Source organism: Arthrobacter crusticola, from assembly GCF_004357995.1.
Taxonomy (GTDB): Bacteria; Actinomycetota; Actinomycetes; order Actinomycetales; family Micrococcaceae; genus Arthrobacter_D; species Arthrobacter_D crusticola.
Map to the genome: position 1 here is coordinate 314,573 of NZ_SMTK01000002.1, position 23,086 is coordinate 337,658.

The following is a 23,086-nucleotide window of genomic DNA, read 5'->3' on the forward strand; positions in this document are numbered from 1 at the left end:
ATGGCGCAGACAAGCAACAAACCCGACCTGCGGACCCCCGGCGGATTCAACGCCCAGATCGACAATGGCATGGGTGCAATGCTCGGCAGGCTGACGCGGGACCGGAGCGTCGTGCGTATGCTCGTGCTACTGGTGGCGGCGTTTGCCTTCTTCACCCTCCTGCGGCCGTCAATCTTCCTCAACCCGCTGAACCTCGAAAACATCGCTGTGTCGGCCCCCGAGATCGGGATCCTTGCCATCGCCATGATGCTGGCCATGCTCACCGGGGGAATCGACCTCTCGGTCGTCGCGATCGCCAACTTCACGGCGATCACCATCACCACGCTGTACGCGGGCCTGGCCGCTGGCAATCCCGGGCAGGCGAACTCGCTCCTTCCCCTCATCCTGCTGCTGGGGCTGGCCCTGGCCGCCGTCGCCGGCTGGTTCAACGGCTTCCTCATCGGCGTCATCGGGATCACCCCGATTCTGGCGACACTTGCCACCATGCAGATCCTCAACGGCATCGCCGTCGTCTGGACCGGTGGCCAAACCCTCTACGGCGCCCCCGAGTCGCTCAGCGTCATCGCCAAAACCACAATCGCCGGCGTCCCGGTGCTCTTCCTGTTCTTCCTGCTGATTGCCGTCGTCGTCGCGGTGCTGGTCAACGTGACACCGCTGGGTTTGAAACTCCAGCTGCAAGGCGCCAACCCCGTGGCCGCCCGGTACTCCGGCATTGGAAGCAGAGGGGTGCTCACCTCGACATATGTCACCTCCGGACTGCTGGGCGGACTCGCAGGGATCGTCTTCATCGCCCGGAACCCGACGGCAAGTGCCGACTACGGATCCTCCTACGTGCTGCTGGTGATCGTTATCGCCGTGCTCGGCGGAACCAACCCCGCCGGCGGGTTCGCCACTGTCGCCGGCGTGGTGCTCGCAACGCTCACCCTCCAGGTGGTGTCGAGCGGTTTCAACGCCCTGCGGCTCTCCGCCTATGAATATTCAATCGCCCAGGGCGTGATCCTGATCGCTGTCATGGTCGCGGATCAGATGCGCTTCCGCGCCCGACGACGTAAACGGGACCTCCAGCCCCCGGTACCAGCAGCCCCCGAAACCCAAGGAAAATCATGAAGAAACTGATTAATAAGCCCGAAAACTTCGTCGACGAGATGATCGAGGGCATCATCCTCGCCCACCCCGACATGGTGCGCACCCCGGGGGAGGACAAGCGGATTATGGTGCGCGCGGACGCCCCCCGGAAGGACAGGGTAGGCATCGTGACCGGCGGCGGCTCGGGTCACCTGCCCTTGTTCAAGGGGTACGTCGGCGCAGGGCTGTGCTCCGCCGTCGCCATCGGGAACGTGTTTTCCTCGCCCTCCTCCGACCAGATCTTCCAGGCAACCAAGGCGGTGGACGGAGGTGCCGGGGTGCTGTACCTGTACGGCAACTACGGCGGGGACGTCTTCAACTTCGACCTCGCCGCCGACCTCGCCGAACTCGAGGACATCGAGACGCTGACGGTCCTCGGGCGCGACGACGTCGCCAGCCAGCCCAAGGAGCGGTCGGCGGACCGCCGGGGCGTTGCCGGCATCATCTTTGCCTACAAGGCCGCCGGTGCCGCAGCAGAACGGGGGGACTCGCTGAAGGAGGTGGCAGCGGCGGCCGAAGACATTATCGAGAACACGGCGACGATGGGAATCGGCCTGTCCCCGACGATCCTGCCCACCACCGGGAAGGCGAGCTTCGACCTGCCTGACGGCGAGATGGAGATTGGCATCGGCATCCACGGCGAGCCCGGAATCCACCGCGGAGCGCTTGAGACAGCGGACGAGGTAGCCGAACGCCTGATGCGGCCCCTCGTCGAGGATCTCGGCCTCAGCTCCGGGGACCGTATCGCAGTCCTCGTCAACGGGATGGGCGCAACCCCTCTGGAGGAGCTGTACGTCCTGTACCGGAAGGTGCACCGCATCGCCGAGGAGCTCGGCCTCACCGTCGAGAAGCGCTACGTCGGTGAGTATGCGACAAGCCTGGAGATGGCGGGCGCCTCGCTCTCACTGCTGAAGCTCGATGACGAACGGCTTGCCCTCCTCAACGCCCCGGCGTCCTCTCCGTTCTTCCGGGAAGGGTGAGTGCCATGGACGGAGCAGCACTGAACCTTGCCATCCGCAACAGCCTTGCCGAAGTGACGCAGTACGCCGATGAACTGCGCGACCTTGACGCCGCGCTCGGCGACGGGGACCTGGGTGTCACCGTCTCACTCGGAGCCAAGGCCGTGATTCAGGCCCTTGAAGAACTTCCTGACGACGCACTGCCGGCCGAGATCGCGAAAACCTGCGCCAAGGCCTTCGCCAACGCCAACCCATCGACGATGGCGGCTCTCGTTGCAGGCGCGCTGCTGGCCGGATCACGCGTCTGGGGCGAATCGACGACCGTGTCGATCGACAGTGGAGCTGATTTCATCGCCGCTGCGGCGGACAGCATCGGCAAACGCGGAAAGTCTCAGGTGGGTGACAAAACCATCCTCGACGCACTCGCTCCGACCGCCGACGCACTTCGGGGCGCGGATACCGCGAACGAAGCCCTGGACCGTGCCATCCTGGCCGCTGGGCGCGGAGTGCGGGAAACCATCGGAATGCAGTCGATGCGCGGCAGGGCGTCCTGGCTTCAGGAGCGGAGCATCGGTCTTCAGGATCCCGGTGCAACGGCCCTGCTTCGATTCCTTGAGGCTTGGCGCGACGCCAACTGACCCGTTCCATTACATGATTGCCGGAGGTCTCTCCGGCAAACGCCGGAAAGAGAAAGCAGGAAAACATGGCACGAATCGCCTATCTGGGTCTGGGGACGATGGGCCGCGGCATGGCCGCGAACCTCGCCGCGGCCGGACACGAGGTCACCACCTGGAACCGGACCCCGCGGGACACCCCGGAACTCGACGCGGCGGGGGTCCGACGCGCGGAATCGCTTCAGGACGCGGTGAGCGGTGCCGACTATGTCCTGTACTGCCTCGCCGACGACAAGGCCGTGCGCGAGGTCGTGCTCGCGCCGGGCGGAGTTGCCGAGCTTGTCGATGAGCATTCAGTGGTCATCGACCTCTCGACAATCAGCCCCGAAACCAGCCTGGCGGAAGCGGAGGCCTTTTCGGCGCGGGGAATCTCCTTCCTCGACGCACCGGTGTTCGGATCGAAGGGGGAGGCGGCAGCGGGAGGCCTGTGGATCGTTGCAGGCGGGGCGAGGGACGTCTTTGAAGACGCCAAGGAAGTACTCGATCCCATCAGTGAGACCACCCACTACATGGGCGGCCCCGGCAACGGTGCGCGCATGAAGCTCGTGGGAAACCTGACCGTTGCTGCCCAGCTCGAGGCGCTGGGGGAATCGCTCACCCTTGCCCGCAAGGCCGGACTTGACCTGCAGGACGTCCTCGGGGTTTTCGCAGTGACTGATTTCCGCTCGCCAATCTTCGACGGAGTCGGCAGTGCGGTGCTGGCCGGGGACTACTCGCCAAGTTTCGCCCTCAAGCTCATGCTGAAGGACGCCCTCCTGGTCAAGGACTTCGCCGACGGCCTCGGAGCCCCCATCCCGGCGACCGAGGCGACCCTCGGCACCATCCGAACGGCAGTCGATTCGGGCTGGGGTGAGGAAAACGCCTCCGCCCTCATCAAGGCACTGGCAGCGGCGGCCGACGTCGAGCTGTCCGGTTCCTCATCAGCAACAGCACACCAGGAGGTCCAATGAACTGGCTGGACAAGGTTTTCGGTACGCCCAAACCCGTCATCGCGATGTGCCACCTGCAGGCACTTCCCGGTGATCCGGCCTACCGCGCGGCCGACGGACTGCAGGGAGTCCTGCGCTCCGCGCGGGCCGAACTGGCTTCCCTTCAGGAGGGCGGAGTGGACGGCATCCTGATCTCCAACGAGTTCAGCCTTCCCTACCTGACCAAGACCGAACCGATCACGGCCATCACCATGGCCCGCATCATCGGGGAGCTGCGAAGCGAGATCCAGGTTCCCTTCGGCGTCAACGTTCTGTGGGACGCCGAAGCCTCGATCGACCTCGCTGCGGCCACAGGAGCGGAGTTCGTCCGTGAGATCTTCACAGGGGTATACGCCTCCGACTTCGGGACCTGGGATACGAATGTCGGAAGGACAGTGCGCCACCGGAATGCTGTCGGCGCGCAGGACGTCCGGCTGCTCTTCAATATCGTGCCCGAGGCCGCGTCCTATCTGGGCTCACGCACCGTGGCCGACATCGCCCGTTCAACCGTTTTCAACTGCAAGCCCGACGGTCTCTGCGTTTCGGGGCTCACCGCCGGGGCGTCGACGGATTCCAGCGTGCTGCAGACGGTTAAAGACAACGCCGGTGACACCCCGGTGATCGTCAACACAGGAGTCAAGGCCGCCAACGCGCAGGAACAGCTGCGGATTGCCGATGCGGCGATCGTGGGAACCTACTTTAAGAGGGACGGTGTTTTCGAGAATGAAGCGGACCCCCGCCGGGTGGCTGAGCTGATGTCAGAAGTCGCCGCGCTCCGCAAGTCCCTGTAACGCGGCCATGAACCTCTTTCTGGGAATAGACATTGGAACCTTCGAGACGAAAGGGGTCCTTGTCGACGAGCGGGGGGTGGTGTGGGCGCAGGCCCGGCGCCGCCACGGCATCTCCACTCCGGCCCCGGGGTGCGTCGAGCAGGACGGCGACGTCGTGTGGTGGTCGGATTTTGCTGCGGTTTCCCAGGAGCTCATGGCCTCGGATGCCGCAGCCTCGGGAACCGTCGAAGCCGTGGGATGCAGTGCCATCGGCCCCTGCGTCCTTCCCCTCGACGAGGACCTGCGCCCGCTCCGCCCCGGAATCCTGTACGGCGTGGACACCCGGGCGACCGCGGAGATCAAAGCTCTGACCACAAGGTTTGGTGAGGAGGCGCTCCTCGCGCGCAGCGGGAACCTCCTCACCAGCCAGTCGGGCGGCCCCAAAATCGTCTGGATCGGAGCCAACGAGCCCGACGTCGCCGCGAAAACCCGCTGGTATGTCAGCGCCCACGGCTACATCGTCGCCCGGCTGACGGGCAGGGTCACCATGGACCATGGGACCGCCGGGTACTTCCATCCGTTCTACCGGATGGCCGACCAGAAGTGGGACGTCACCGGCTGTGAGGACCTGATCTCCCCGGCGCAGCTGCCCGAGCTCGGGTGGTCCACCGATATTGCCGGAACAGTTACTGAAAGAGCGGCAGGCGAGACCGGGCTGCCTCCGGGCGTCCCCGTCATCTTCGGAGCCGTTGACGCACCGGCTGAAGCAGTGAGCGCCTCCGTGGTCAACGAGGGCGACCTGATGCTGATGTACGGGTCGTCCACCTACATGATCAAGGTGACGAATGCGCCGATCGCCGGGAAGGTCCTCTGGTCGGCGCCCTACGTCTTCCCGGGAACCTTTGTGCTCGCGGCCGGCACCTCGACCGCCGGCACGCTCACCCGGTGGGTGGTTGACCTCCTGGGCCTCGATAACGGCGCCGGTGACAACGAACTTTTCGGGAGACTGCTCACCCTCGCCGGAAAGTCCCCGCCGGGATCCCGCGGCCTGCTGCTGTTGCCCCACTTCAGCGGGGAGCGTACCCCCGTCCATGACGCGCACAGCCGCGGTGCGCTCATCGGTCTCTCCCTCGACCACGACCGAGCCGACATTGCGCGGGCCGTCCTTGAAGGGGTGGCGCACTCGGTTGCCCACGCCCTCTCCGCCTATGCCGCCGTGGGGGAGCTGCCCCGGCGGGTGATAGCGGTCGGTGGGGGCACGAAAAACCCGATCTTCACCCAAAGCGTCACCGACATCACTGGGTTGTCGCAGAGCATCGCGGAGACTGACGGCGCGGCGGTCGGGGACGCAGCTCTTGCGGCCTTCGCCGTGGGTGCGCTCAAGGACCGCGAAAGCATCGGGCAGTGGGTGAAGCTGGGCCGGCCCATTGAACCGGACGAGGCCTCTGCCGATACGCTGAGGAACGACCACGAGGACTATGTGGAACTCTATGAAACACTTTCCGCACTCAACACAGCGCGGGCTGTGAGGCTCCATGGCCGCTGAGATGCGCTGGAAGCTGCTGGCCGCCCAGCTCGCCAAGGGAACAGGAGTGCAGCGCGGCAGCAAGGTTGCGGTGTTCGTCACCGATGCCGCGGCAGCACCGGCGGTCGAAGCGTTTGTCGAAGAGTGTTACCGGCGCGGTGCCCAGCCCCAGGTGCTGGCAACCGACGAAAAGTTCGACAGGCTCGCCGTGGACTTCGCGTCGGATGAGGTCCTCGCGGAACCGGCGCCCCTTGAGGTCGCTTCAATGGAATGGGCGGACGTGCACGTGTCCTTCCGTGCAATGCTTCCGCCCCTGGACTCCGAGGTGGACTCCCGCCGGCTGGCAGCCCAGCGCCGGGCCAAGGGAGTGGTCTCCACCCTGCGCTGGGAACAGACCCGGTGGGCTCTCGTGCGCATCCCCACACCGGAGTGGGCATCGGCTATCGGGGTCCCGTTCCAGACGCTCCTTGCCGAGTTCTTCGACGGCTGCCTTTCGGACTGGGACCAGCTCAGGCCCCGCTGGGAGACCCTATGCGGAACGCTTGAGAAAGAGGATTCGGTTCAGATCCGCACACCGGACTCCCATCTCTCCCTCAGCACGCGGGGCCGCCAGTGGGTTACCTTCGCCGGTGAGGCGAACCTTCCCGACGGCGAGATCGCGACCGCGCCCGTGGACGACGGCGTGGACGGCCATATCCGCTTCCCCGGCACCTTCTGGTTCGCCGGGACGGCAGTGACGGACCTTGAACTTGAATTTGAACGGGGCCTCGTCGTCACCGCTTCCGCCCGGCGGGGGCAGGACTTCGTGGGCGCCCTTCTCAATACCGACTCCGGGTCACGGCGGGTCGGCGAGCTCGGGATCGGGACCAACGCGGGAGTGAGAACCGCAACGGGGGACCTGCTCATCGACGAGAAGATCCTTGGAACCGTCCATATTGCCCTGGGCCGGGCGTACCCCGCCTGCGGAGGCATCAATCAGTCATCGCTGCATTGGGACATCGTGAAGGACCTCCGCTCACCCGGCTCCCACCTGACCGCGGGGAACGTCCCGCTCATCACCGACGGCCGAGTGGTCAACCCTCTCCTCCGCGCCTCCCTGGGGGCGGCCGGCTGATCGCGCCGCTGGCCCCGGGAGCGTCCGAGTGCAGCGGCACATAGCCGGAGTTCCCCGGAAGGAAGCGCCACTGGGCTAAGCTTTTCCCCATGCAACAGGGTCTCATCTACCTCATTGGTCCTTCTGGTAACCCAAATTTTGGGGATGAGTTCATCGCCGCATCATGGCTCCGGCACCTTGCCACCGCGCGGCCCGAGGCCGAGGTATGGCTGGACTGCCCGAACCCGGGCCTTGCACAGGTGCTCTTCAACGGCCTGCATCCCAATCTTCGCGTGACGAATACGCTCTGGCGGCTCGTCCAGGAAAACGCCGGACGCCCGGTCGGGGAGGCCGCGGAGATCATCACCTCGCGCATCACCGGTTTTGGTTCGCCCTATTACGACCTGGGCCTGCTGAAACTGCGCGACGCCGAGTCGTTCCACCTGCTCGGTGGAGGGTACATCAACGACAACTGGGCGAGCCACGCCGGTCTGGTTCACGCTCTGCGCGCTGTCCGCTCCCTGACCGGGGCGCGGCTGTTCGCCACCGGCCAGGGTTTGATGCCGGTGATCAGCCAAGGAGTGCCCGCCCCCGAACTGTTCGAGGACTTCGACCACGTCAGCGCCCGCGACGACGCGGGAGCCGAAGCGTACGGCGTAACGCGCGGGCTCGACGACGCGTTCCTCGGCGTCACCGAGGAGATGTCGCGCAATCGATTCTCTGACGGACTGTACGTATGCATCCAGAGCGATACGATCGACGCCGAACGCTTCGATGGCGCCGTCGATTTCGCCCGCAAGGCTGTCGAGGAGGCGCGGGAGCAGGGCCGCAAGGTCTACTATGTTGAGGCCATCCCGGGCGGGGACTACGCCGCCTACCAGCGCCTGGCCGACCTGATTCCGGAGGAGAACTTCCTTTCGTTCATGCACGTCTGGATTCACGGGCTGCCGCTCTCTCCGCACCAGACCTGGGTGACGAGCCGCTTCCACCTCCATCTCCTGGGTGCCGCAGCAGGAGGCAGAGGTATCGCCGTCGGCATGAAGAAGGGCTACTACGACGTTGCACACCGGTCAGTCGAGACCCTTGGGAGCGGCTGGGTCCTGGCCCTGGAAGACGAGACCCCCTCGATGCCCCGGGAGCGCGGACAGCTTGCGAACGATTTGTCGGTATTGGTAGCCGACAAACGGGCAGAGGCCGAACGGCTGTACCCGGCACCCACCCCCGCAGCCTCAGTGCCTCCCGCCGCTGCGCGGTTCCTCGGAGGCTCAATCGGCGGCGCCCTGAGGAACAAGCTGGCCCGCTGAGCCCTGTTACGCGTAAAGGTGTGGGACCTGCCACTGAGCGTCACACCGGTCCCTGCACACCGCGGATTTATCCTGCGGTTGCCGCGCCCCCACCGGTCCCGGAATACTTAAAGGACCGACGCGACCGAGACGCCTTCAGGGTGCGTGAAAGGCGGCGACGAAATGAACAGCAGGGCAGCGCGCGAGTACGAACGCCGCATGCAGCGTGCCGCGGAGTACCGGGCCGCACGGGAATCCGGCGATCCGCAGGGGTACCTCGCCCAACTGCGCAAGGAAGAGGCCGAGGCGTCACAATCCCGCCAGGTTTCCGACGACGAGGCACTCGCCGCGCGGGCCCGCCTCAAGGACAACGCTGCCCGGGCCGACTTCCTGGTGCGCGAGGCAATGGCGCGTGGGGACTGGGACAACCTCAAGTACGCCGGCAAGCCGATCCCCGGGCTGGGTGAGGCTCACGACCCGGACTGGTGGGTCACCGGCCTGATCGAACGCGAGAACCTTACCGGACTCGGGCCGAAGGCCATCCTGCTGCGCACCGAGGATGCCGGGCTGGATAACCGCCTCGACCATGTCTATACCGAGAAGCAGGTCCGGGACATCGTCGAGGACTTCAACCAGCGGGTCATCGAAGCGCGGCGCCAGCTCCTGGGCGGTCCGCCCGTCATCACCAAGGTGCGCGACGTCGACGGCGAGGTGGAGCGGTGGCACCAGCGGCGTACCGCAAAGGCGGCGCAGACCGCCCGGGACGAGGACGCCACCGCAGAGGAGGCCGAGCGACGCTCCTGGTGGAAGCGGGTCTGGAAGGGCACGGGCTGAGCGCGGGGTGCCTCGACCGATGCTTACTAGACGGTGCTCAGGAAGTCCTGAAGGATCCGCTGGCCCGTCCTCACGCCGTGCACCGAAACCCGCTCGTTGATCCCGTGCACGCCGTCCGAGGTCCGGCCCTCCGGATCCGCGCCCTGCGGTGAGAAGCCGTAGCAGGCGATGCCCAGCGGGGTGAACGCCTTCGCATCGGTTCCACCGCCCATGCACCGCGGCACCACCACGGCGGCCGGGTCGTGCCGCTCCAGGGCCGCCCGCATGGCCCCGAACCAGGGCGAATCAATCGGTGCCTGCACCGGCGGCTGGTGCGAGATGAAGACCCTCGAAACCCGCGGGCCCAGCAGGCCGTCAAGCACCGCCAGGGTTTCCTCCTCGGTGCCCGGCAGGCACCGCACGTCCAGTTCGGCGTGGGCGATGCCCGGAATGACATTCACCTTGTAGCCGGCATTGAGCACCGTGGGCGTCGACGAGCACCGGATGGTGGTCCGCGCCACGCCGCCGAGGTCGCCCATCCGCTCCACCGCTTCCTCAACGCCTTCCTCGGTGGTCAGGTCCACCGAATGCCCGAGCGCCGCGTTCGTCTGCTCGAGGTACGCCCTCACTGTGGGGGTCAGCACGATCGGCCAGGAGTGCTCGGTGACCCGGTGCAGCGCCTCAAGCAGGTGGATGACGGCATTGTCGGCGTTCGGCCGCGAGCCGTGGCCGGAGGTGCCCGTCGTGGTGATTCGCATGTGCATGGTGCCGCGCTCGGCGGCCGCCACCGGGTACAGCCGCACCTCCTCCCCGGTGTCCGAGGTGAGGAAGGTCGGTGCCCCGCCGGATTCCCCGATGGCTGCCTCGACGCCCGCGAACAGCTCCGGGTGTTCCGCAACGAGCCACAGGGCCCCGTAGTCGCCCTTGTCCTCCTCATCGGCGACGAAGGCGACGACGACGTCGCGCTGCGGGCCGGTGCCCTCCTCGGCCCAGGTCAGGAGCGTGGCCAGGGTCATGGCCACCATGTCCTTCATGTCGCTGGCACCCCGGCCCCAGATGTACCCGTCGCGGATCTCGCCGGCGAACGGATCGACGCTCCACTGCTCCGGCTCGGCCGGAACGACATCGAGATGGCCGTGGACAAGCAGTCCAGGCAGGGAGCGGTCGGCGCCGGGCACCCGCACGACCACCGAGGCACGCTCCGGGGTGGGGCCGAGGATCTGCGGCGCGTAACCGGCGTCGGTGAGGAGCCGGGCGATGAACTCGGCGGCGCCGCGCTCACCCTCGCTCTTGCCCTCGCCGTAGTTGCTCGTGTCGAAGCGGATGAGTGCTGCGCACAACTCGGCCGTATCGATGCTGCCCATCTGTTCCTCCGGTGCTGGGGTGCCGAGGCGTAGAAATCCGCCTCGCCTTTCGACTGTACCGTGTGATCGAACACACCTTGGTAAGTGGTTTGCATCACAACAGGCTCCTGTGTAGCTTACTTACATCGGCCGCACAGCGTGGTGACGGCCGATACTCCAGGCGGGTTCTTCTCTCACCGGAATCGGGTCCGCGGCGCTCTGCCTCGGCCACCCTGACCTGCTGGCAGGCTCAAGCGAAAGAGAAACGATGGCATCCAGGTCTCCCATCCCCACCGACGGGCCGCTGCGCCCCTTCCCCCGAGGCGCTGGGCTCCGCCGCACCGCAGGAGCAGGCCTCCTCGCCGCGGCACTCACCCTCACGCCCGGCGCACTGGCCCTTCCCGCGGCCACCGCCAGTGAAAAGGCGGAAGACACAACGCTGAAGCTCGCCCTCACCGGCGACATCGACTCCCTCAACCCCTTCACCGCCATCCTTGCGGCCAGCACCAACATCCTGCTGCTGCAGTATGAAGGCCTCGTCACCTACGGCCCGGAAAACAACGAGATCGTGCCGGCCCTGGCCGAGTCCTGGGAGACCTCCGAGGACGGCACCACCTGGACCTACACCATCGGCGAGGACCGCAAGTGGTCCGACGGCGAGCCGGTGACCGCCCAGGATGCCGAGTTCACCTTCAACGCGATCGCCGAGGACGACACCCTCAAGGCGGCCAACGGCACGCTCCTTGAGAACATCGACTCCGTCGAGGCAACCGACGACCAGACCCTCGTCATCACGCTGAACGAGGCGCAGGCACCGAACCCCGGTGCCGACCTCGCGATCGTGCCCGAGCACATCTGGTCCAAGGTCGAGGACCCCTCCACCTTCGAGAACTCCGAGAACGCGGTCGGCAGCGGCCCGTTCACCGTCGAAAGCTACAGCCCGAGCTCGGGCGTGCGCATGAAGGCCAACCCCAACTACTGGCGGGGCAAGGCCAAGGTCGACGCCGTCACCTACGTGCCCTACCGCAACAGCGACGCCGCCGTGCAGGCACTGCTCAACGGCGAACTCGACGTCGTCGGCGACCTCACCCCGGCGCAGTACAAGGCCCTCGAGTCCGAGGAGAACATCACCGTCAACTCCGGCGCAGGACGTCGCTACCAGGCGCTGAACATCAACTCGGGCACGATCAACTCCGAGGGCAAGCTCATGGGCGACGGCAACCCCGCCCTGCAGGACATCGAACTGCGCAAGGCGATCGCCCGCGCCATCGACAGCAAGACCCTGCTGGAGAAGGTCCTCGAAGGCCTCGGCGAACAGGCCACCGGCGAGATCCCCGCCGTGTACCCGCTGTACCACTGGGACACCGACGAGGAACTGCCCTACAGCTATGACCCCGAGGAAGCCAACCGGATCCTCGACGAGGCCGGCTACAAGATGGGCCCGGACGGCATCCGTCTGGACAAGGAGGGCAAGCCGCTGAAGCTCCGCCTCGCCGGCAGCAACAGCAAGCCAACCCACGCCCAGATGGCCGACTATGTGGTGCCGTGGCTCAAGGAGATCGGCATCGAGGCCACCACCGAGATCAAGGCCTCCGGCCAGCTTAACGACGACTCGATCCTCGGCAACTACGACATGTACTTCACCGGGTGGGGCATCGGGCCCGACCCCGACTTCCAGCTCTCCATCAACCAGTGCTCCTCGCGCCCGAACGCCGACGGCACCGGCGCCACCAACGAATCCAATTGGTGCTCCCCGGAGTTCGACGCCCTCTACAAGGAACAGCACACCGAACTCGACCAGGAACGCCGCAGTGAACTCGTCGTCGAGGCCCAGAAGCTGATTTACGACGCCGCCGTGAACCACGTCCTGTTCTACGCCGACTCCCTCGAGGCCTACCGGTCCGACAAGTTCGAACCGTTCACCACCCAGCCCAAGGAGGGCGGGGTCATCCTGGCCCAGAACGGCCCCTGGGGCGTCTACAGCGCGACGCCGGCCGGTGAGCTCGAAGCGGCCGGGGCAACCAGCGAAGCCAACCCCGAAGCGGTGATCATCCCCGTCGTCGGAGTGCTCGTCGTCGGTGGACTCGCAGCGTTCTTCCTGGCCAAGCGCCGCCGCGCCACCGCGGACGACCGGCAGTAACCGATGTCCAACGCGCTGAGTGCCGCCGACCTCGTCCCGGGGGAGCCGGCACTGGATGAACCACCCCGGGCGTCGTCATGGCTGCGCTACGCCGCCCTGAAGGCCGGCGGCGCCGTGGTCTCCCTGATCATGGTCGTGCTGCTCGGGTTCTTCGCCTTCCGCATCCTGCCCGGCGACCCCGTCCGCTCCCTGGCGGAGGGGCGCCGGGTCAGCGCCGAACAGATGGAACTGCTGCGTGAGCAGCTGGGGTTCAACGACCCGCTGCTCACGCAGTTCCTGCGCTACCTCACCGACCTCGCGCAGGGCCGGCTCGGCTACTCCTACACCTACAGCGAGCCGGTCCTGAACCTGATCCTTGACCGGCTCGGCCCGACCCTCCTGCTCACCGGCACCGCCGCGCTCATCTCGGTGGTCCTGGGACTGTGGCTGGGGCAGCGGGCGGCCTGGCGCCGCGGCAGCCTCTTCGACAAGACCCAGACCGGCCTGGCCCTGGTGTTCTGGTCGGTGCCCACCTTCTGGCTCGGTCTGATCCTCCTGCTGGTCTTCGGCGGCGGCCTCCACTGGTTCCCCACCGGCGGGCTGGTCACGGCCGGCACCACCGCCACCGGGTTCCCGCTGCTCTGGGACGTCGCCCGGCACATGGTCCTGCCGGTGGTCACCATGGTCGCCGTGGTCTACGCCCAGTACCTGATGGTCATGCGCGCCTCCCTGTTCGAGGAGATGACCTCGGACTACCTCCAGACGGCCCGCGCCAAGGGCCTGCGGGAGGACCTGGTGCGCCGCCGCCACGCGGTGCCCAACGCGCTGCTGCCCACCGTGACGCTGATCTTCCTCACCCTCGGCGGGCTCGTCGGGGGAGCGGTGACCGTCGAAACGGTGTTCTCCTGGCCGGGCCTCGGGCTGCTGACCTTCCAGGCTCTGTCCGCGCCGGACTTCCCGCTGCTGCAGGGCACCTTCGTCGTCTTCTCCTCGATTGTGATCGTGATGAACTTCCTCGCCGACCTGCTCTACCGCTTCCTCGACCCCCGGCTGCGTGCCGCATGAGCACGACAACCGGCTCCGCGGGCACCCGCCGCGTCAACGTCGCGGCGGCCCGGCGCCGCCAGGCCCTGGCCGACGGCTGGAAGGAGTTCGCCCGCAACCGGGCCGGCCTGGCCGGGCTGATCATCCTGCTGGCCGTCATCGCGCTGGCCGCCGTCATCCCGCTGTTCGCCCCGGCCAGCGTCCTCGACGTCACCCAGGTGACCGCCGGACGCAACGAACCGCCAAGCCTCGCCAACCCGCTGGGCACCGACCCCGCCGGGCGGTCGGTGCTGGCCCTGCTGATCTGGGGCGCCCGGATTTCCCTGGTGGTCGGCTTCGCCGCCACCCTGGTCTCCATGGTCATCGGCACGGTGATGGGTATGGCCGCCGGCCACTTCACCGGCGCCACCCAGGCCGTGCTCATGCGCCTGATCGACTTCTTCCTCGTGGTGCCCGGACTGGTGCTGGCCATCGTGCTCTCAAGCATCATCGGGCCCGGCATCGCCACCATCGTCGTCGCCATCGGCGTGACCTCCTGGGCCGGCACCGCGCGCCTGGTCCGCTCCCAGACCCTCACCGTCGAGGCCCGCCCCTACATCGAACGGGCCTGGGCACTGGGCGCTTCGGACGCGCACGTCATCGGCCGGCACGTGCTGCCCGCCGTCATGCCGCTCGTGCTGGCCAACACCACGCTCACCGTCGGCTCTGCCATCATCGCCGAATCCACGCTGGCCTTCCTCGGCCTCGGCGACCCCAGCAGCGTCTCCTGGGGCGGCATGCTCAAGTCCGCCCTCGACACCGGTGCCGCCACCGGCGGCTACTGGTGGTACGTGCTGCCGCCGGGCCTCGCCATCGTTCTCGTGGTGCTGTCCTTCACCCTCGTCGGACGCGCCCTCGAATCCGTCATCAACCCCACACTGCGAGGACGCTAATGGCCCGCCTGCAACTGAAGGACCTGCGCATCAGCTACCGGACGCAGACCGAGGGCGGCCGCGGCACCGTGGCCGCCGTCGACGGCGTCAACCTCACCGTCGAGCCCGGCGCCACCGTCGGCATCGCCGGGGAATCCGGCTCCGGCAAGTCGACCCTCGCCGTGTCGGTGCTGCGCCTGCTGCCCGCCAACGCCACCATCGAGGGCTCGATCCTGCTCGGCGAGGACGACATCTCCACGCTCAGCTGGGGCCGGCTGCGCTCGGTCCGCTGGACCGAGGCCGCCATCGTCTTCCAGGGCGCCATGCACTCCCTCAACCCGGTGCGGAAGGTCCGCGACCAGATCGCCGAGGCCCTGCAGATCCACGCCACCGGCGACGGCGCCAAGTATCGAAACGAAGCGGCCCGGACCGCCCGCGTCAACGAACTCCTCGAACAGGTCGGGCTGCCGGTGGCCAAGGGGCTGTCCTACCCGCACGAACTCTCGGGCGGTCAGAAGCAGCGCATCATGATGGCCATGGCCCTGGCGTGCGAACCGGAGGTGCTGATCGCCGACGAGCCCACGACGGCGCTCGACGTCGTGGTGCAGGCCCAGGTCCTCGACCTGCTCACCTCCCTGGTCCGCGACCGCGGCCTGTCGCTGATTCTGATCAGCCATGACCTCTCCGTGCTCGCCGCCACGTGTGAACGCATCGTGGTGATGCAGGCCGGGCGGATCGTCGAGGACGGCCCGTCCGCGGAGGTGATGCGCAACCCGCAACACGCCCACACCGCGGCCCTGGCCTCGGCGTTCCCCACCATCGGCGACCCTGCCTCGCGGCTCCGGCTGCCCACCTACACCGCGCCCTACGCTCCGACGGCGCACGACGCCGACCGGCCCGCCGACGGCATCCGGTCCGGGGGCGTCCCGGCCCGCACGGGATCCGGCCGCCGTTCCGCCGCGCCGAGGACGGATTCCCCGGCGCCGATGGCGGTTTTCCCGGTGCCCGCGCCGGTTCCCTCAGTGCCGGCGGCCGAAGCGGCGGCAGCGCCGTCTGCCGGGCCGACCCCGGTGCTTGAGGCCCGCAATCTCTCGGTGCGGTTCGGCCGCAGCGCCACCAGCGCCGTCGACGGGGTGAACCTCACCTGCAACGCCGGGGAGATCGTGGCCCTGGTGGGCCAGTCCGGCTCCGGCAAGACCACCCTGGCCCGGACCCTGCTGGGACTTCAGAAGCCGACATCCGGCGAGGTGCTCTTCCGCGGCGAACCGCTGGTGCACCGGCGCAGGGCGCTCAAGGCCTACCGCCGCGCGGTCCAGTTCGTGCTGCAGGATCCCACCGCCGCCCTGAACCCGAAGCATTCGGTGTACGAGGCGGTGGCGGAGGGCCCACGCCTTCACCACCTCGACGGCGACGAACGCGAACTGGTGGCCGCAGCGCTGGCCAAGGCCGAACTGAACCCGCCGCAGAAGTACTTCACCGCCATCCCGCAGGAACTCTCCGGCGGCCAGCGGCAGCGCGTCGTCATCGCCGGGGCCCTCGCCCTCGACCCGGAGTTCCTCGTCGCCGACGAGCCCGTCGCGAGCCTGGACGCATCGGTGCGCGCCGGGGTCCTGGCCCTGTTCCTGCGGCTTCGATGCGAGCTCGGCCTCGGCGCCCTGGTGATCACCCACGACCTCGGGCTGGCGTGGAACATCGCCGACCGGGTGGTGGTGATGTACGAAGGGCGGATCGTCGAGGAAGGGCGCGTCGAGGACGTACTGCTCAACCCGCAGCACGAATACACCCGCAAACTCCTGAGCGTCGTCCCGACCAGCACGGGCACCCCCGAGCTGTCGGTGCAGCCCGAGGCCGCCCGGTGACCGGCGGACCGGCCGCACCGCAGGGGCCGCGTCCCGAACTGCGTCCGCTGAAGGCGGGGGACCGGGTGGGACTGGTCTCGCCGTCGGGCCCGGCGGACGCCGAAAAGATCGACAGGGCCCTCCGGCTGCTCGAGGGATGGGGGCTCGAACCGGTGCTCGGTCGGCACGCCCGCGACGTGCACCCGCGTGCGCCTTACCTCGCCGGGTCCGACGCCGACCGCGCCGCCGACCTCCAGGACCTGGTCTGCGACGACGGCATCGCCGCGGTGATCTGCCTGCGCGGCGGCTACGGCGCCGTCCGGCTCCTGGACCTGCTCGACGCCGGGAAGCTCCGCTCCGCCCGACCCAAACCGCTGATCGGCTCCTCCGATGTCACCGCCCTTCACGAGTACTGGGCCCAACACCTCGGCCTGGCCACCTGGTTCACTCCGATGCCGGCCACGGACGCCGTGCTGGAGGACCCCGCCGCCCGCGACGGGATGCGCGAGGCCCTGTTCACCCCGTACCCGGGCCGGACCCTGACAGGCCCCGCGGCCGAAACCCTCGTGCCGGGCACCGCGACCGGTATCCTCACCGGCGGCAACCTCAGCCTGCTCGCCATGACCCTGGGCGCGCGCGGCCGGTCCGCACCCTCGAACGAGGGCCGGATCGGGCTGCTCGAAGACGTCACCGAGGACATCTACAAGCTGGACGGGCTCCTGACCTCCCTCCTGCGCGCGGGATGGTTCGACGGACTGGCCGGACTCGCGCTGGGCTCGTGGAGCCAGTGCGGCGAACCGCACGAGGTGAGGGCGCTCGTCGAGGAACTCCTGATGCCCCTCGGCATTCCGCTCGTCGAGGAGCTCGGCTTCGGGCACGGCCCGGCCGCCCTCAGCGTTCCCCTCGGCGTCTCCGCCACCCTCACCGCCGACGAAAGCCCACGCCTTGTCCTCTCCTGAGACCCCCTTCCCCGCCCAGCCACCCGCCGAAGGCTCCCTCGAGGAGGAGCTCCGATGGATCCTCACCGAGGAGGTCGGCGCCGGTGCGGCGCCGTCGGCGGTTGCCGCCGTCGACGTCGGTGGCCGGACCACCGGCCCGGTTGCCGTCGGCACCGCCGTCGCATTCGGTGACGGCGGCGCCGACCTCGCACCCGGGGACCGCGTGCCGGCGCGGCCGGAGACCGTCTACGACCTCGCCTCCGTGACCAAGATCGTCAGCACCGTGGCCGCACTGGCGCTGGTGGCCGACGGGGTGCTCGACCTCGACGAGCCGGTCGGCCGCCACCTGCCGACCTTCCGGCACGGCGACCGCGCATCGATCACCCTGCGCCACCTGCTCACCCATACCTCCGGGCTGCCCGGCACCTGGGAGGGATGGCGCACGCTCCCGGCCGGAACCGACCGGGCCGGCCGGCTCGAGGACCTGCTCTCGATCCCCCTGGCCACCGCGCCGGGCACGGAGTTCACCTACTCCTGCGTCGGTTTCAACACCGCGATGGCCCTCGCAGAGACCGCCGCCGGGCGGGAATGGGCAGAACTCGTGGAGGAGAAGGTGCTCGCTCCGCTGCGGCACCTCGATCCCCGGACGGCCGCGCTGACCTACCGGCCCCGGCGCGAAGACTCCGCGGCGACCGAGTACCAGCCGGAGACCGGCAGGGGTGTGGTGCGGGGAGAGGTGCACGACGAAAGCGCCTGGTTCCTGGGCGGGGCCGTGGCCAACGCGGGCCTCTTCGGGACCGCCGAGGCGGTGCTGGGGCTCGGGAACGTGCTCCGCGACCGGCCCGACGCGTTGCTTCCACCGGAGCTGGCCGACGGGTTGTGGAACGACCAGATGCCCCGCATGCTGGGTGCGCAGCGTGCGGCCGATCCGGAGATCGGCTGGCACGCCCTCGGCCTGCGCATCGGGCAGCCCGACTGGATGGGCACCGCCGGCGCCCAGGCCCGTGGGCACAACGGCTTCACCGGCACGTCGCTGATCATGGACCGGACCCGCTCGGTGACGGTGGTGCTGCTGACCAACCGCGTGCATCCGCACCGGCTTCACAACGCAATGGGCCCGTTCCGTGTCCGCGTCGCCGACGCGGCCTACTCCCGGGCCGCCCGGGAGGTGACGGCATGAGCATCGTTTCGGACTACAGCGACGGCGTCCCCTCCATCTCCTACTGTTTGACCACCTTCGAAGGGGAGGTCATTGCCGAAAGCGGTGCCGACACCCCCGTCTACGCGGCGAGTACGATCAAGCTGGCGGTGCTCATCGCCGCCCTGCGTGCCGTGGACGGGGGAAAGCTGAGGCTCAGCCAGCAGCTGACCTCCCGGCTGACATTCAATTCCTCCGCACCAGGCGGGGGCACCTTCAGCTTCGAGACCGATCCCGACGAAACCGACGACGGCATGCCTCCCGAAGGCCGGCCCGTGTCGCTGCGCGAGGTGCTGCGCCGGATGATCGTCGTCTCCTCCAACGAAGCAACCAATATGGCCGTTGAACTGGTCGGCCTCGACGCCGTCCGCGGGGCACTCGCGGTGTGCGGGGCGGCGTCGTCGAAAATGGAGCGGTTGTTCGGCGACCTTGAGGGGCTGGCCGCCGGGCTGACCCAACAGACGACCGCGCGGGACCTGACGGCCATCATGAGTGCCATCGTCACGGGCCGGGCGGCGGGCAGGTCGAGCACGCGGTTCATGGTCGAGTTGCTGCGGGCACAGGAGTACAGCCTGATCGGGCCGGCGCTTCCCGCGGAGGCGCGGTGGGGGTCGAAGTCCGGGTGGGTCACCGGAATCCGCCACGATGTCGCCTTCGTGCAGCCCTGCGGCGGGACGGACCCGCTGGGCGGCTTCATCCTCGCCGTCTGCACCCGTGCGTACGGCGAGGCGGAGGCGACGACAGCGATCGGCGCGTTGTCCCGGCTGGCCTGGGACCTGTCCCGGACGCGTCCCGGAGGTCTCCACTACGTGCTTGAGGGCCCGGCCGAGGAGTGGGCGACGGGCTGAGGCGGATACAAACGCACAACGATCCCGCCGTCGGCTTTGTACGCGCCCCGCCCCGGTGTTTCACTCGGACGGACGATGTATCGCGAGTGTCCAGGGGGACCGAATGACCGATGGAAAGATGCACAAGACGGTGCTGCGGTGGGGGATACTCCTCGGCGTTGCCGGTGTCCTGATGTTGGTTTTCAGCCCAGTGATCATCGGCAATTTCGGGACGTTCTACCCCGCCGCAGGAGCGCCAGTGGCCATGGCCGTGACGACTCTCTATTCGGCGGCATCGATCGCGTTCCTGCCCTTTTCCGCTTCCCTCGTGGCGGCATCCCTGGTTATGCGCCATGCGGAATCGCTTGCGGCGCGGAAGGAAGTGCGGCGGGACGAAGCCGCGACCGGCTAGCTCCGGAGGCGGCGCGGCAAGCACCGGGTGGGGGAGTGTGTGCCCGCCCGGTGCTTGCCGGTCAGGTGAAGTTGGCGCCGCCGTCGACGAGGATTGACTGTCCGTTGATGTAGACGCCGTCATCGGACATCAGGAATGCGATGACCGACCCGATGTCCTCCGGGGTGCCAAGGCGGGGAGAGCGGACGGTGTCCAGTACTTCCTGACGCCATTCCTCCGTGGTCGTCGCCAGTGCGGCGCCGGTGAGGACGACGCCGGGGGAGACGACGTTGGTGCGCACCCCGTGCTTGCCGCCCACGGTCGAGGCGTGCCGGGTGAGGCCGACGAGCCCGCTCTTGGCCGCCTGGTAGGCGGCGCGGACCGGCTCGCCCTGCCAGACCGCGCTGGACATGGTGTTCACAATCGATCCGCCGCCGCCTTCCATCATCACGGGCAGGGCATGACGGATGCCGTACATGTACCCGGTGAGGGTGACGTCGATGGTGTGCTTCCAGACGTCGATCGGAACAGTGGTGACGTCGGAGTCCCGACCTATGTTTCCGGCGGAGAGATCCGCTGCCACGTTGAACAGGCCGTGGAGTCCGCCGTATTCGGCGACGGTGAAGTCGATGAGGGCCTTGAAGGAGTCCTCATCCGTGACGTCGAGACGCCGTCCGGATGCGCGGCTGCCGACGGCGGTGATCGCGTCGGCCACCTCCCGGGCGGCTGCCTCGTTGAGGTCCGCCGCCACAACGATGGCGCCCTCCTCCCCGAGGCGCACTGCCGCGGCGGCGCCGATGTTCCCGGGTGCCGCTCCGGCGATGATGATCACTTTGTCCCTGAGGCCGCGCATTCTGTTTCTACTCCCGACTGGTTTCTGCACGCTGCTGCGTGTTCTTGCGTTGGATGGTCCCGAGGCTGGTTTCTCAGCGGATTGCCGCTGCGGGCACGGGGGTGGATTCCCGAAGCAGGGGAAGGACGTGTTCGCCGAGCACGTCGAGGTGCTCGTGCAGGAGCTGTTCGCTCTGCCCGCCGAAGTCGAAGGCGAACAGCTGGCGCTGGTAGTCCCCGAAGGCCTCGCGCTGCAGCTCGATCTTCTCGACGACCTGGGCGGGGCTGCCGACAATCAATCCCGTGGTGGCGGCTGCGGCTTCGAGACTGTCGCCCTGATTGAGCAGCGAGGCACGGTAGTAGGGCTCCGCCAGCCGGAACGCGTCCTGGGACTTCGGACGGACGAAGATCCCGCCGCCTGCCCCCACCGTGGCCGAGGCTCCCGGGCCGTGGCCGTGGGCTTCATACCGTTCGCGGTAGAAGTCGACGTACTGGGCGAAGTAGCTGGTGGGCATGAACAGGTTGTTCACGAAGAAACCATCACCGTACCGGGCTGCCTGCTCGGCGATCTCGGGGCTGCGGATAGAGCCGTGCCAGACGAACGGCGGGGTGCCGTTCAGTGGTCGGGGAGTAGCGGTGAAGTGGCGCAGCGGCGTCCTGTACTTCCCACTCCAATTCACCTCGTCCTCGCGCCAGAGCCGGTGCAGCAGACCGTAATTCTCGACGGCGAGGGGGATGCCCTCCTGCACGTCCTGGCCGAACCACTCGTAGACGGGCACGGTGTTGCCGCGACCGAGCATGAGGTCCATCCGACCGTTGGTGAGGTGCTGGAGGGTGGCGTAGTCCTCGGCGATCTTCACCGGATCGTTGGTGGTGATGAGCGTGGTCGCCGTGGAGAGTGTGATGGTGCTCGTTTGGCCGGCGATGTAGCCCAAGACCGTTGTCGGCGAGCTGACGGTGAACGGCTTGTTGTGGTGCTCACCGAGGGCGAAGACGTCGAGGCCGGCCTCTTCGGCGTGCTTTGCGAGCCTGGTGAGTCCCAGAAGACGTTCGTGTTCGTTGGGCTGTTGACCGGAGTTCGGATCGAACCCAATTTGCCCGACCGTGAATACTCCAAATTCCATGAGGCTGTCCTCTGTGCCGGGGCCTGCCCACCGCCGTGCGGTGGGCAGGCCGTACCTGTGCTGGTTGGCGTAGTGGGCCGGACACTACAACTCCAGAGCCCGGCCCGAGGCCATTCCGGGTTGATTCAGGCTCCGCCGGTCATCGGCCGAAACTGCTGAAGCACTTAGGCGACGGCGACCTCGGCGCGCAGCGGCTCGAGAGCCTTCGACCAGGCTTCGAGCTGGTTGAACATGCTCTCCAGCGCCGCAACCTGGTGGTCGCCCGGCTTCAGGACCGAGAAGTTTTCGAAGTCGGTGTACAGCGACAGGGCTGCCTGGTCGCGGACCGTTGCCATCTGCAGTTCAGCGGCGACGAGGCGGAGGTGCTCAACCGCGCGGACGCCACCGGTGGCGCCGTAGCTGACGAACCCGGCGGCCTTGTTGTTCCACTCAGCGGACAGGAAGTCGATGGCGTTCTTCAGGACACCGGAGGTCGAGTGGTTGTACTCGGGGGTGACAAAGACGTAGCCGTCGAATTCGGCGATCTTCGCGGCCCAGTCCTTGGTGTGGTCCTGCGAGTACTGGCCCATCAGCGGCGGCATCGGCTCGTCGAAGTGAGGCAGCGGGTAGTCCCGGAGGTCGATGATCTCGTAGCTGGCAGCGTCGCGGGTTGCAGCCTTCTCGAAGACCCAGTTGGCGACAGCTTCGCCGTTGCGCCCGGGGCGCGTGCTTCCAAGGATGATTGCGATCTTAGTCATAGTGTTCCCTTCCAGGACCAGTTGTTCGTGTGCTTGTTCAGCAAGATCTACAACCCGCCCTGAATCGGCAATATTTCCGTTTTCAACACGCACTTTAAAGTGCGTTGCAATACGCACTTTAACGTGCGTTACGCACCTGAAAATGAGAATGATTCACATGGGCTGCGTTTAGGCGTCGACGCAAGAGTCTCGGGCGGCCGGGATCGGACGTCCAAGCCCGGGCCTTCAGGCCCCTTCGGCGACGCCTGCAGGCTGCCGGGCGTACAACGGACCGATCGGCTGGCCGCTGGAAGAATTCCCAACCGCATATCCGGAGCATTTGCCCGCTCAAGCGCTTCCGCCTTTCTCGGCTTCGGAACTCCGGAGAGTCCCTAATTGTTCCGGCCGATGTTCGGGAAAACCCCGGCGCGAATTCGTAATTCGAATTTGCGCCGATGGCACCGTGCCGTTGATTCTCTCTGCCTGAATTCTGGTGGCGTCGGGACTGCAAGGGGGACCCGGCTTGCATACAGGATGGTCCGGCATAATTGGAGGGCGCGTTCCCGCGGGCGGAGTCCTCATCCCGGGCTGCGGGG

Annotated in this window: 21 protein-coding genes; 17 read left to right on the forward strand and 4 right to left on the reverse strand. The window is 67.6% G+C overall.

All coding sequences use genetic code 11. The features are described from left to right. From E2F48_RS05430 to E2F48_RS05470, 9 genes are all read left to right on the forward strand, one after another. Positions 1-1,107, forward strand: a complete 1,107-nt coding sequence (locus tag E2F48_RS05430; RefSeq protein ID WP_246018531.1) for an ABC transporter permease — start codon at positions 1-3, stop codon at positions 1,105-1,107. Next, complete coding sequence (locus tag E2F48_RS05435) at positions 1,104-2,105, forward strand: dihydroxyacetone kinase subunit DhaK (RefSeq protein ID WP_133402990.1); 1,002 nt, start codon at positions 1,104-1,106, stop codon at positions 2,103-2,105. Before E2F48_RS05430 ends, E2F48_RS05435 begins: the two co-directional genes overlap by 4 nt. A 5-nt stretch (positions 2,106-2,110) precedes the next feature. Next, positions 2,111-2,722, forward strand: a complete 612-nt coding sequence (locus E2F48_RS05440; RefSeq protein ID WP_133402991.1) for a DAK2 domain-containing protein — start codon at positions 2,111-2,113, stop codon at positions 2,720-2,722. A gap of 65 nt (positions 2,723-2,787) precedes the next feature. Continuing rightward, a complete protein-coding gene (locus E2F48_RS05445; protein WP_133402992.1) occupies positions 2,788-3,708 on the forward strand; it encodes an NAD(P)-dependent oxidoreductase in 921 nt (306 codons plus the stop codon). Further along, positions 3,705-4,517, forward strand: coding sequence for a BtpA/SgcQ family protein (locus tag E2F48_RS05450; RefSeq protein WP_133402993.1), 813 nt, complete (start codon positions 3,705-3,707; stop codon positions 4,515-4,517). Before E2F48_RS05445 ends, E2F48_RS05450 begins: the two co-directional genes overlap by 4 nt. A gap of 7 nt (positions 4,518-4,524) precedes the next feature. Next, a complete protein-coding gene (locus tag E2F48_RS05455) occupies positions 4,525-6,042 on the forward strand; it encodes an FGGY-family carbohydrate kinase (RefSeq protein WP_133402994.1) in 1,518 nt (505 codons plus the stop codon). Then, complete coding sequence (locus tag E2F48_RS05460; protein WP_133402995.1) at positions 6,032-7,135, forward strand: aminopeptidase; 1,104 nt, start codon at positions 6,032-6,034, stop codon at positions 7,133-7,135. The genes E2F48_RS05455 and E2F48_RS05460 overlap by 11 nt, the downstream gene beginning before the upstream one ends. Positions 7,136-7,224: 89 nt before the next feature. Further along, a complete protein-coding gene (locus E2F48_RS05465) occupies positions 7,225-8,418 on the forward strand; it encodes a polysaccharide pyruvyl transferase family protein (RefSeq protein WP_133402996.1) in 1,194 nt (397 codons plus the stop codon). Between the two features lie 162 nt (positions 8,419-8,580). Next, positions 8,581-9,231 carry a DnaJ family domain-containing protein gene (locus E2F48_RS05470; protein WP_133402997.1) on the forward strand — a complete coding sequence of 217 codons (651 nt, stop codon included), beginning with the start codon at positions 8,581-8,583 and terminating at the stop codon, positions 9,229-9,231. 26 nt (positions 9,232-9,257) lie between these two features. Here the strand turns inward: E2F48_RS05470 and E2F48_RS05475 are convergent, their stop codons facing one another. After that, on the reverse strand, positions 9,258-10,574 hold the full coding sequence (locus E2F48_RS05475; protein ID WP_133402998.1) for a M20/M25/M40 family metallo-hydrolase: 1,317 nt from the start codon (positions 10,572-10,574) through the stop codon (positions 9,258-9,260). Positions 10,575-10,821: 247 nt separating this feature from the next. On the opposite strand from E2F48_RS05475, the gene E2F48_RS05480 reads away from it, so the two are divergent. The 8 genes from E2F48_RS05480 to E2F48_RS05515 all read left to right on the forward strand — a co-directional run bounded on the left by E2F48_RS05480 (position 10,822) and on the right by E2F48_RS05515 (position 19,840). Further along, a complete protein-coding gene (locus tag E2F48_RS05480) occupies positions 10,822-12,693 on the forward strand; it encodes an ABC transporter substrate-binding protein (protein WP_133402999.1) in 1,872 nt (623 codons plus the stop codon). Positions 12,694-12,696: 3 nt separating this feature from the next. Next, entirely contained in the window at positions 12,697-13,737 is a 1,041-nt protein-coding gene (locus E2F48_RS05485) for an ABC transporter permease (protein WP_133403000.1), read from the forward strand. Then, on the forward strand, positions 13,734-14,648 hold the full coding sequence (locus E2F48_RS05490; RefSeq protein ID WP_133403001.1) for an ABC transporter permease: 915 nt from the start codon (positions 13,734-13,736) through the stop codon (positions 14,646-14,648). Before E2F48_RS05485 ends, E2F48_RS05490 begins: the two co-directional genes overlap by 4 nt. Then, positions 14,648-16,486: a nickel ABC transporter ATP-binding protein NikE gene (nikE, locus tag E2F48_RS17585; protein ID WP_133403002.1), complete on the forward strand. Its 1,839-nt coding sequence runs from the start codon at positions 14,648-14,650 to the stop codon at positions 16,484-16,486. Before E2F48_RS05490 ends, nikE begins: the two co-directional genes overlap by 1 nt. Then, complete coding sequence (locus E2F48_RS05500; RefSeq protein ID WP_221411630.1) at positions 16,483-17,424, forward strand: S66 peptidase family protein; 942 nt, start codon at positions 16,483-16,485, stop codon at positions 17,422-17,424. The genes nikE and E2F48_RS05500 overlap by 4 nt, the downstream gene beginning before the upstream one ends. Further along, the gene (locus E2F48_RS05505; RefSeq protein ID WP_133403003.1) at positions 17,411-18,583 is read left to right on the forward strand and encodes a serine hydrolase domain-containing protein; all 1,173 of its coding nucleotides are present in this window, start codon (positions 17,411-17,413) and stop codon (positions 18,581-18,583) included. Before E2F48_RS05500 ends, E2F48_RS05505 begins: the two co-directional genes overlap by 14 nt. Further along, positions 18,580-19,449 (forward strand): serine hydrolase, encoded by an 870-nt coding sequence (locus tag E2F48_RS05510; protein ID WP_133403004.1) that lies wholly within the window; start codon positions 18,580-18,582, stop codon positions 19,447-19,449. Before E2F48_RS05505 ends, E2F48_RS05510 begins: the two co-directional genes overlap by 4 nt. 103 nt (positions 19,450-19,552) lie before the next feature. Further along, positions 19,553-19,840, forward strand: a complete 288-nt coding sequence (locus tag E2F48_RS05515; RefSeq protein ID WP_133403005.1) for a hypothetical protein — start codon at positions 19,553-19,555, stop codon at positions 19,838-19,840. Positions 19,841-19,901: 61 nt separating this feature from the next. Here the strand turns inward: E2F48_RS05515 and E2F48_RS05520 are convergent, their stop codons facing one another. The 3 genes from E2F48_RS05520 to E2F48_RS05530 all read right to left on the reverse strand — a co-directional run bounded on the left by E2F48_RS05520 (position 19,902) and on the right by E2F48_RS05530 (position 22,511). Then, positions 19,902-20,672: an SDR family NAD(P)-dependent oxidoreductase gene (locus tag E2F48_RS05520; protein ID WP_133403006.1), complete on the reverse strand. Its 771-nt coding sequence runs from the start codon at positions 20,670-20,672 to the stop codon at positions 19,902-19,904. A 73-nt stretch (positions 20,673-20,745) separates the two neighbouring features. Continuing rightward, the gene (locus E2F48_RS05525; RefSeq protein ID WP_133403007.1) at positions 20,746-21,774 is read right to left on the reverse strand and encodes a CE1758 family FMN-dependent luciferase-like monooxygenase; all 1,029 of its coding nucleotides are present in this window, start codon (positions 21,772-21,774) and stop codon (positions 20,746-20,748) included. Between the two features lie 164 nt (positions 21,775-21,938). Further along, positions 21,939-22,511 carry an NADPH-dependent FMN reductase gene (locus E2F48_RS05530; RefSeq protein WP_133403008.1) on the reverse strand — a complete coding sequence of 191 codons (573 nt, stop codon included), beginning with the start codon at positions 22,509-22,511 and terminating at the stop codon, positions 21,939-21,941. Positions 22,512-23,086 lie beyond the last annotated feature (575 nt).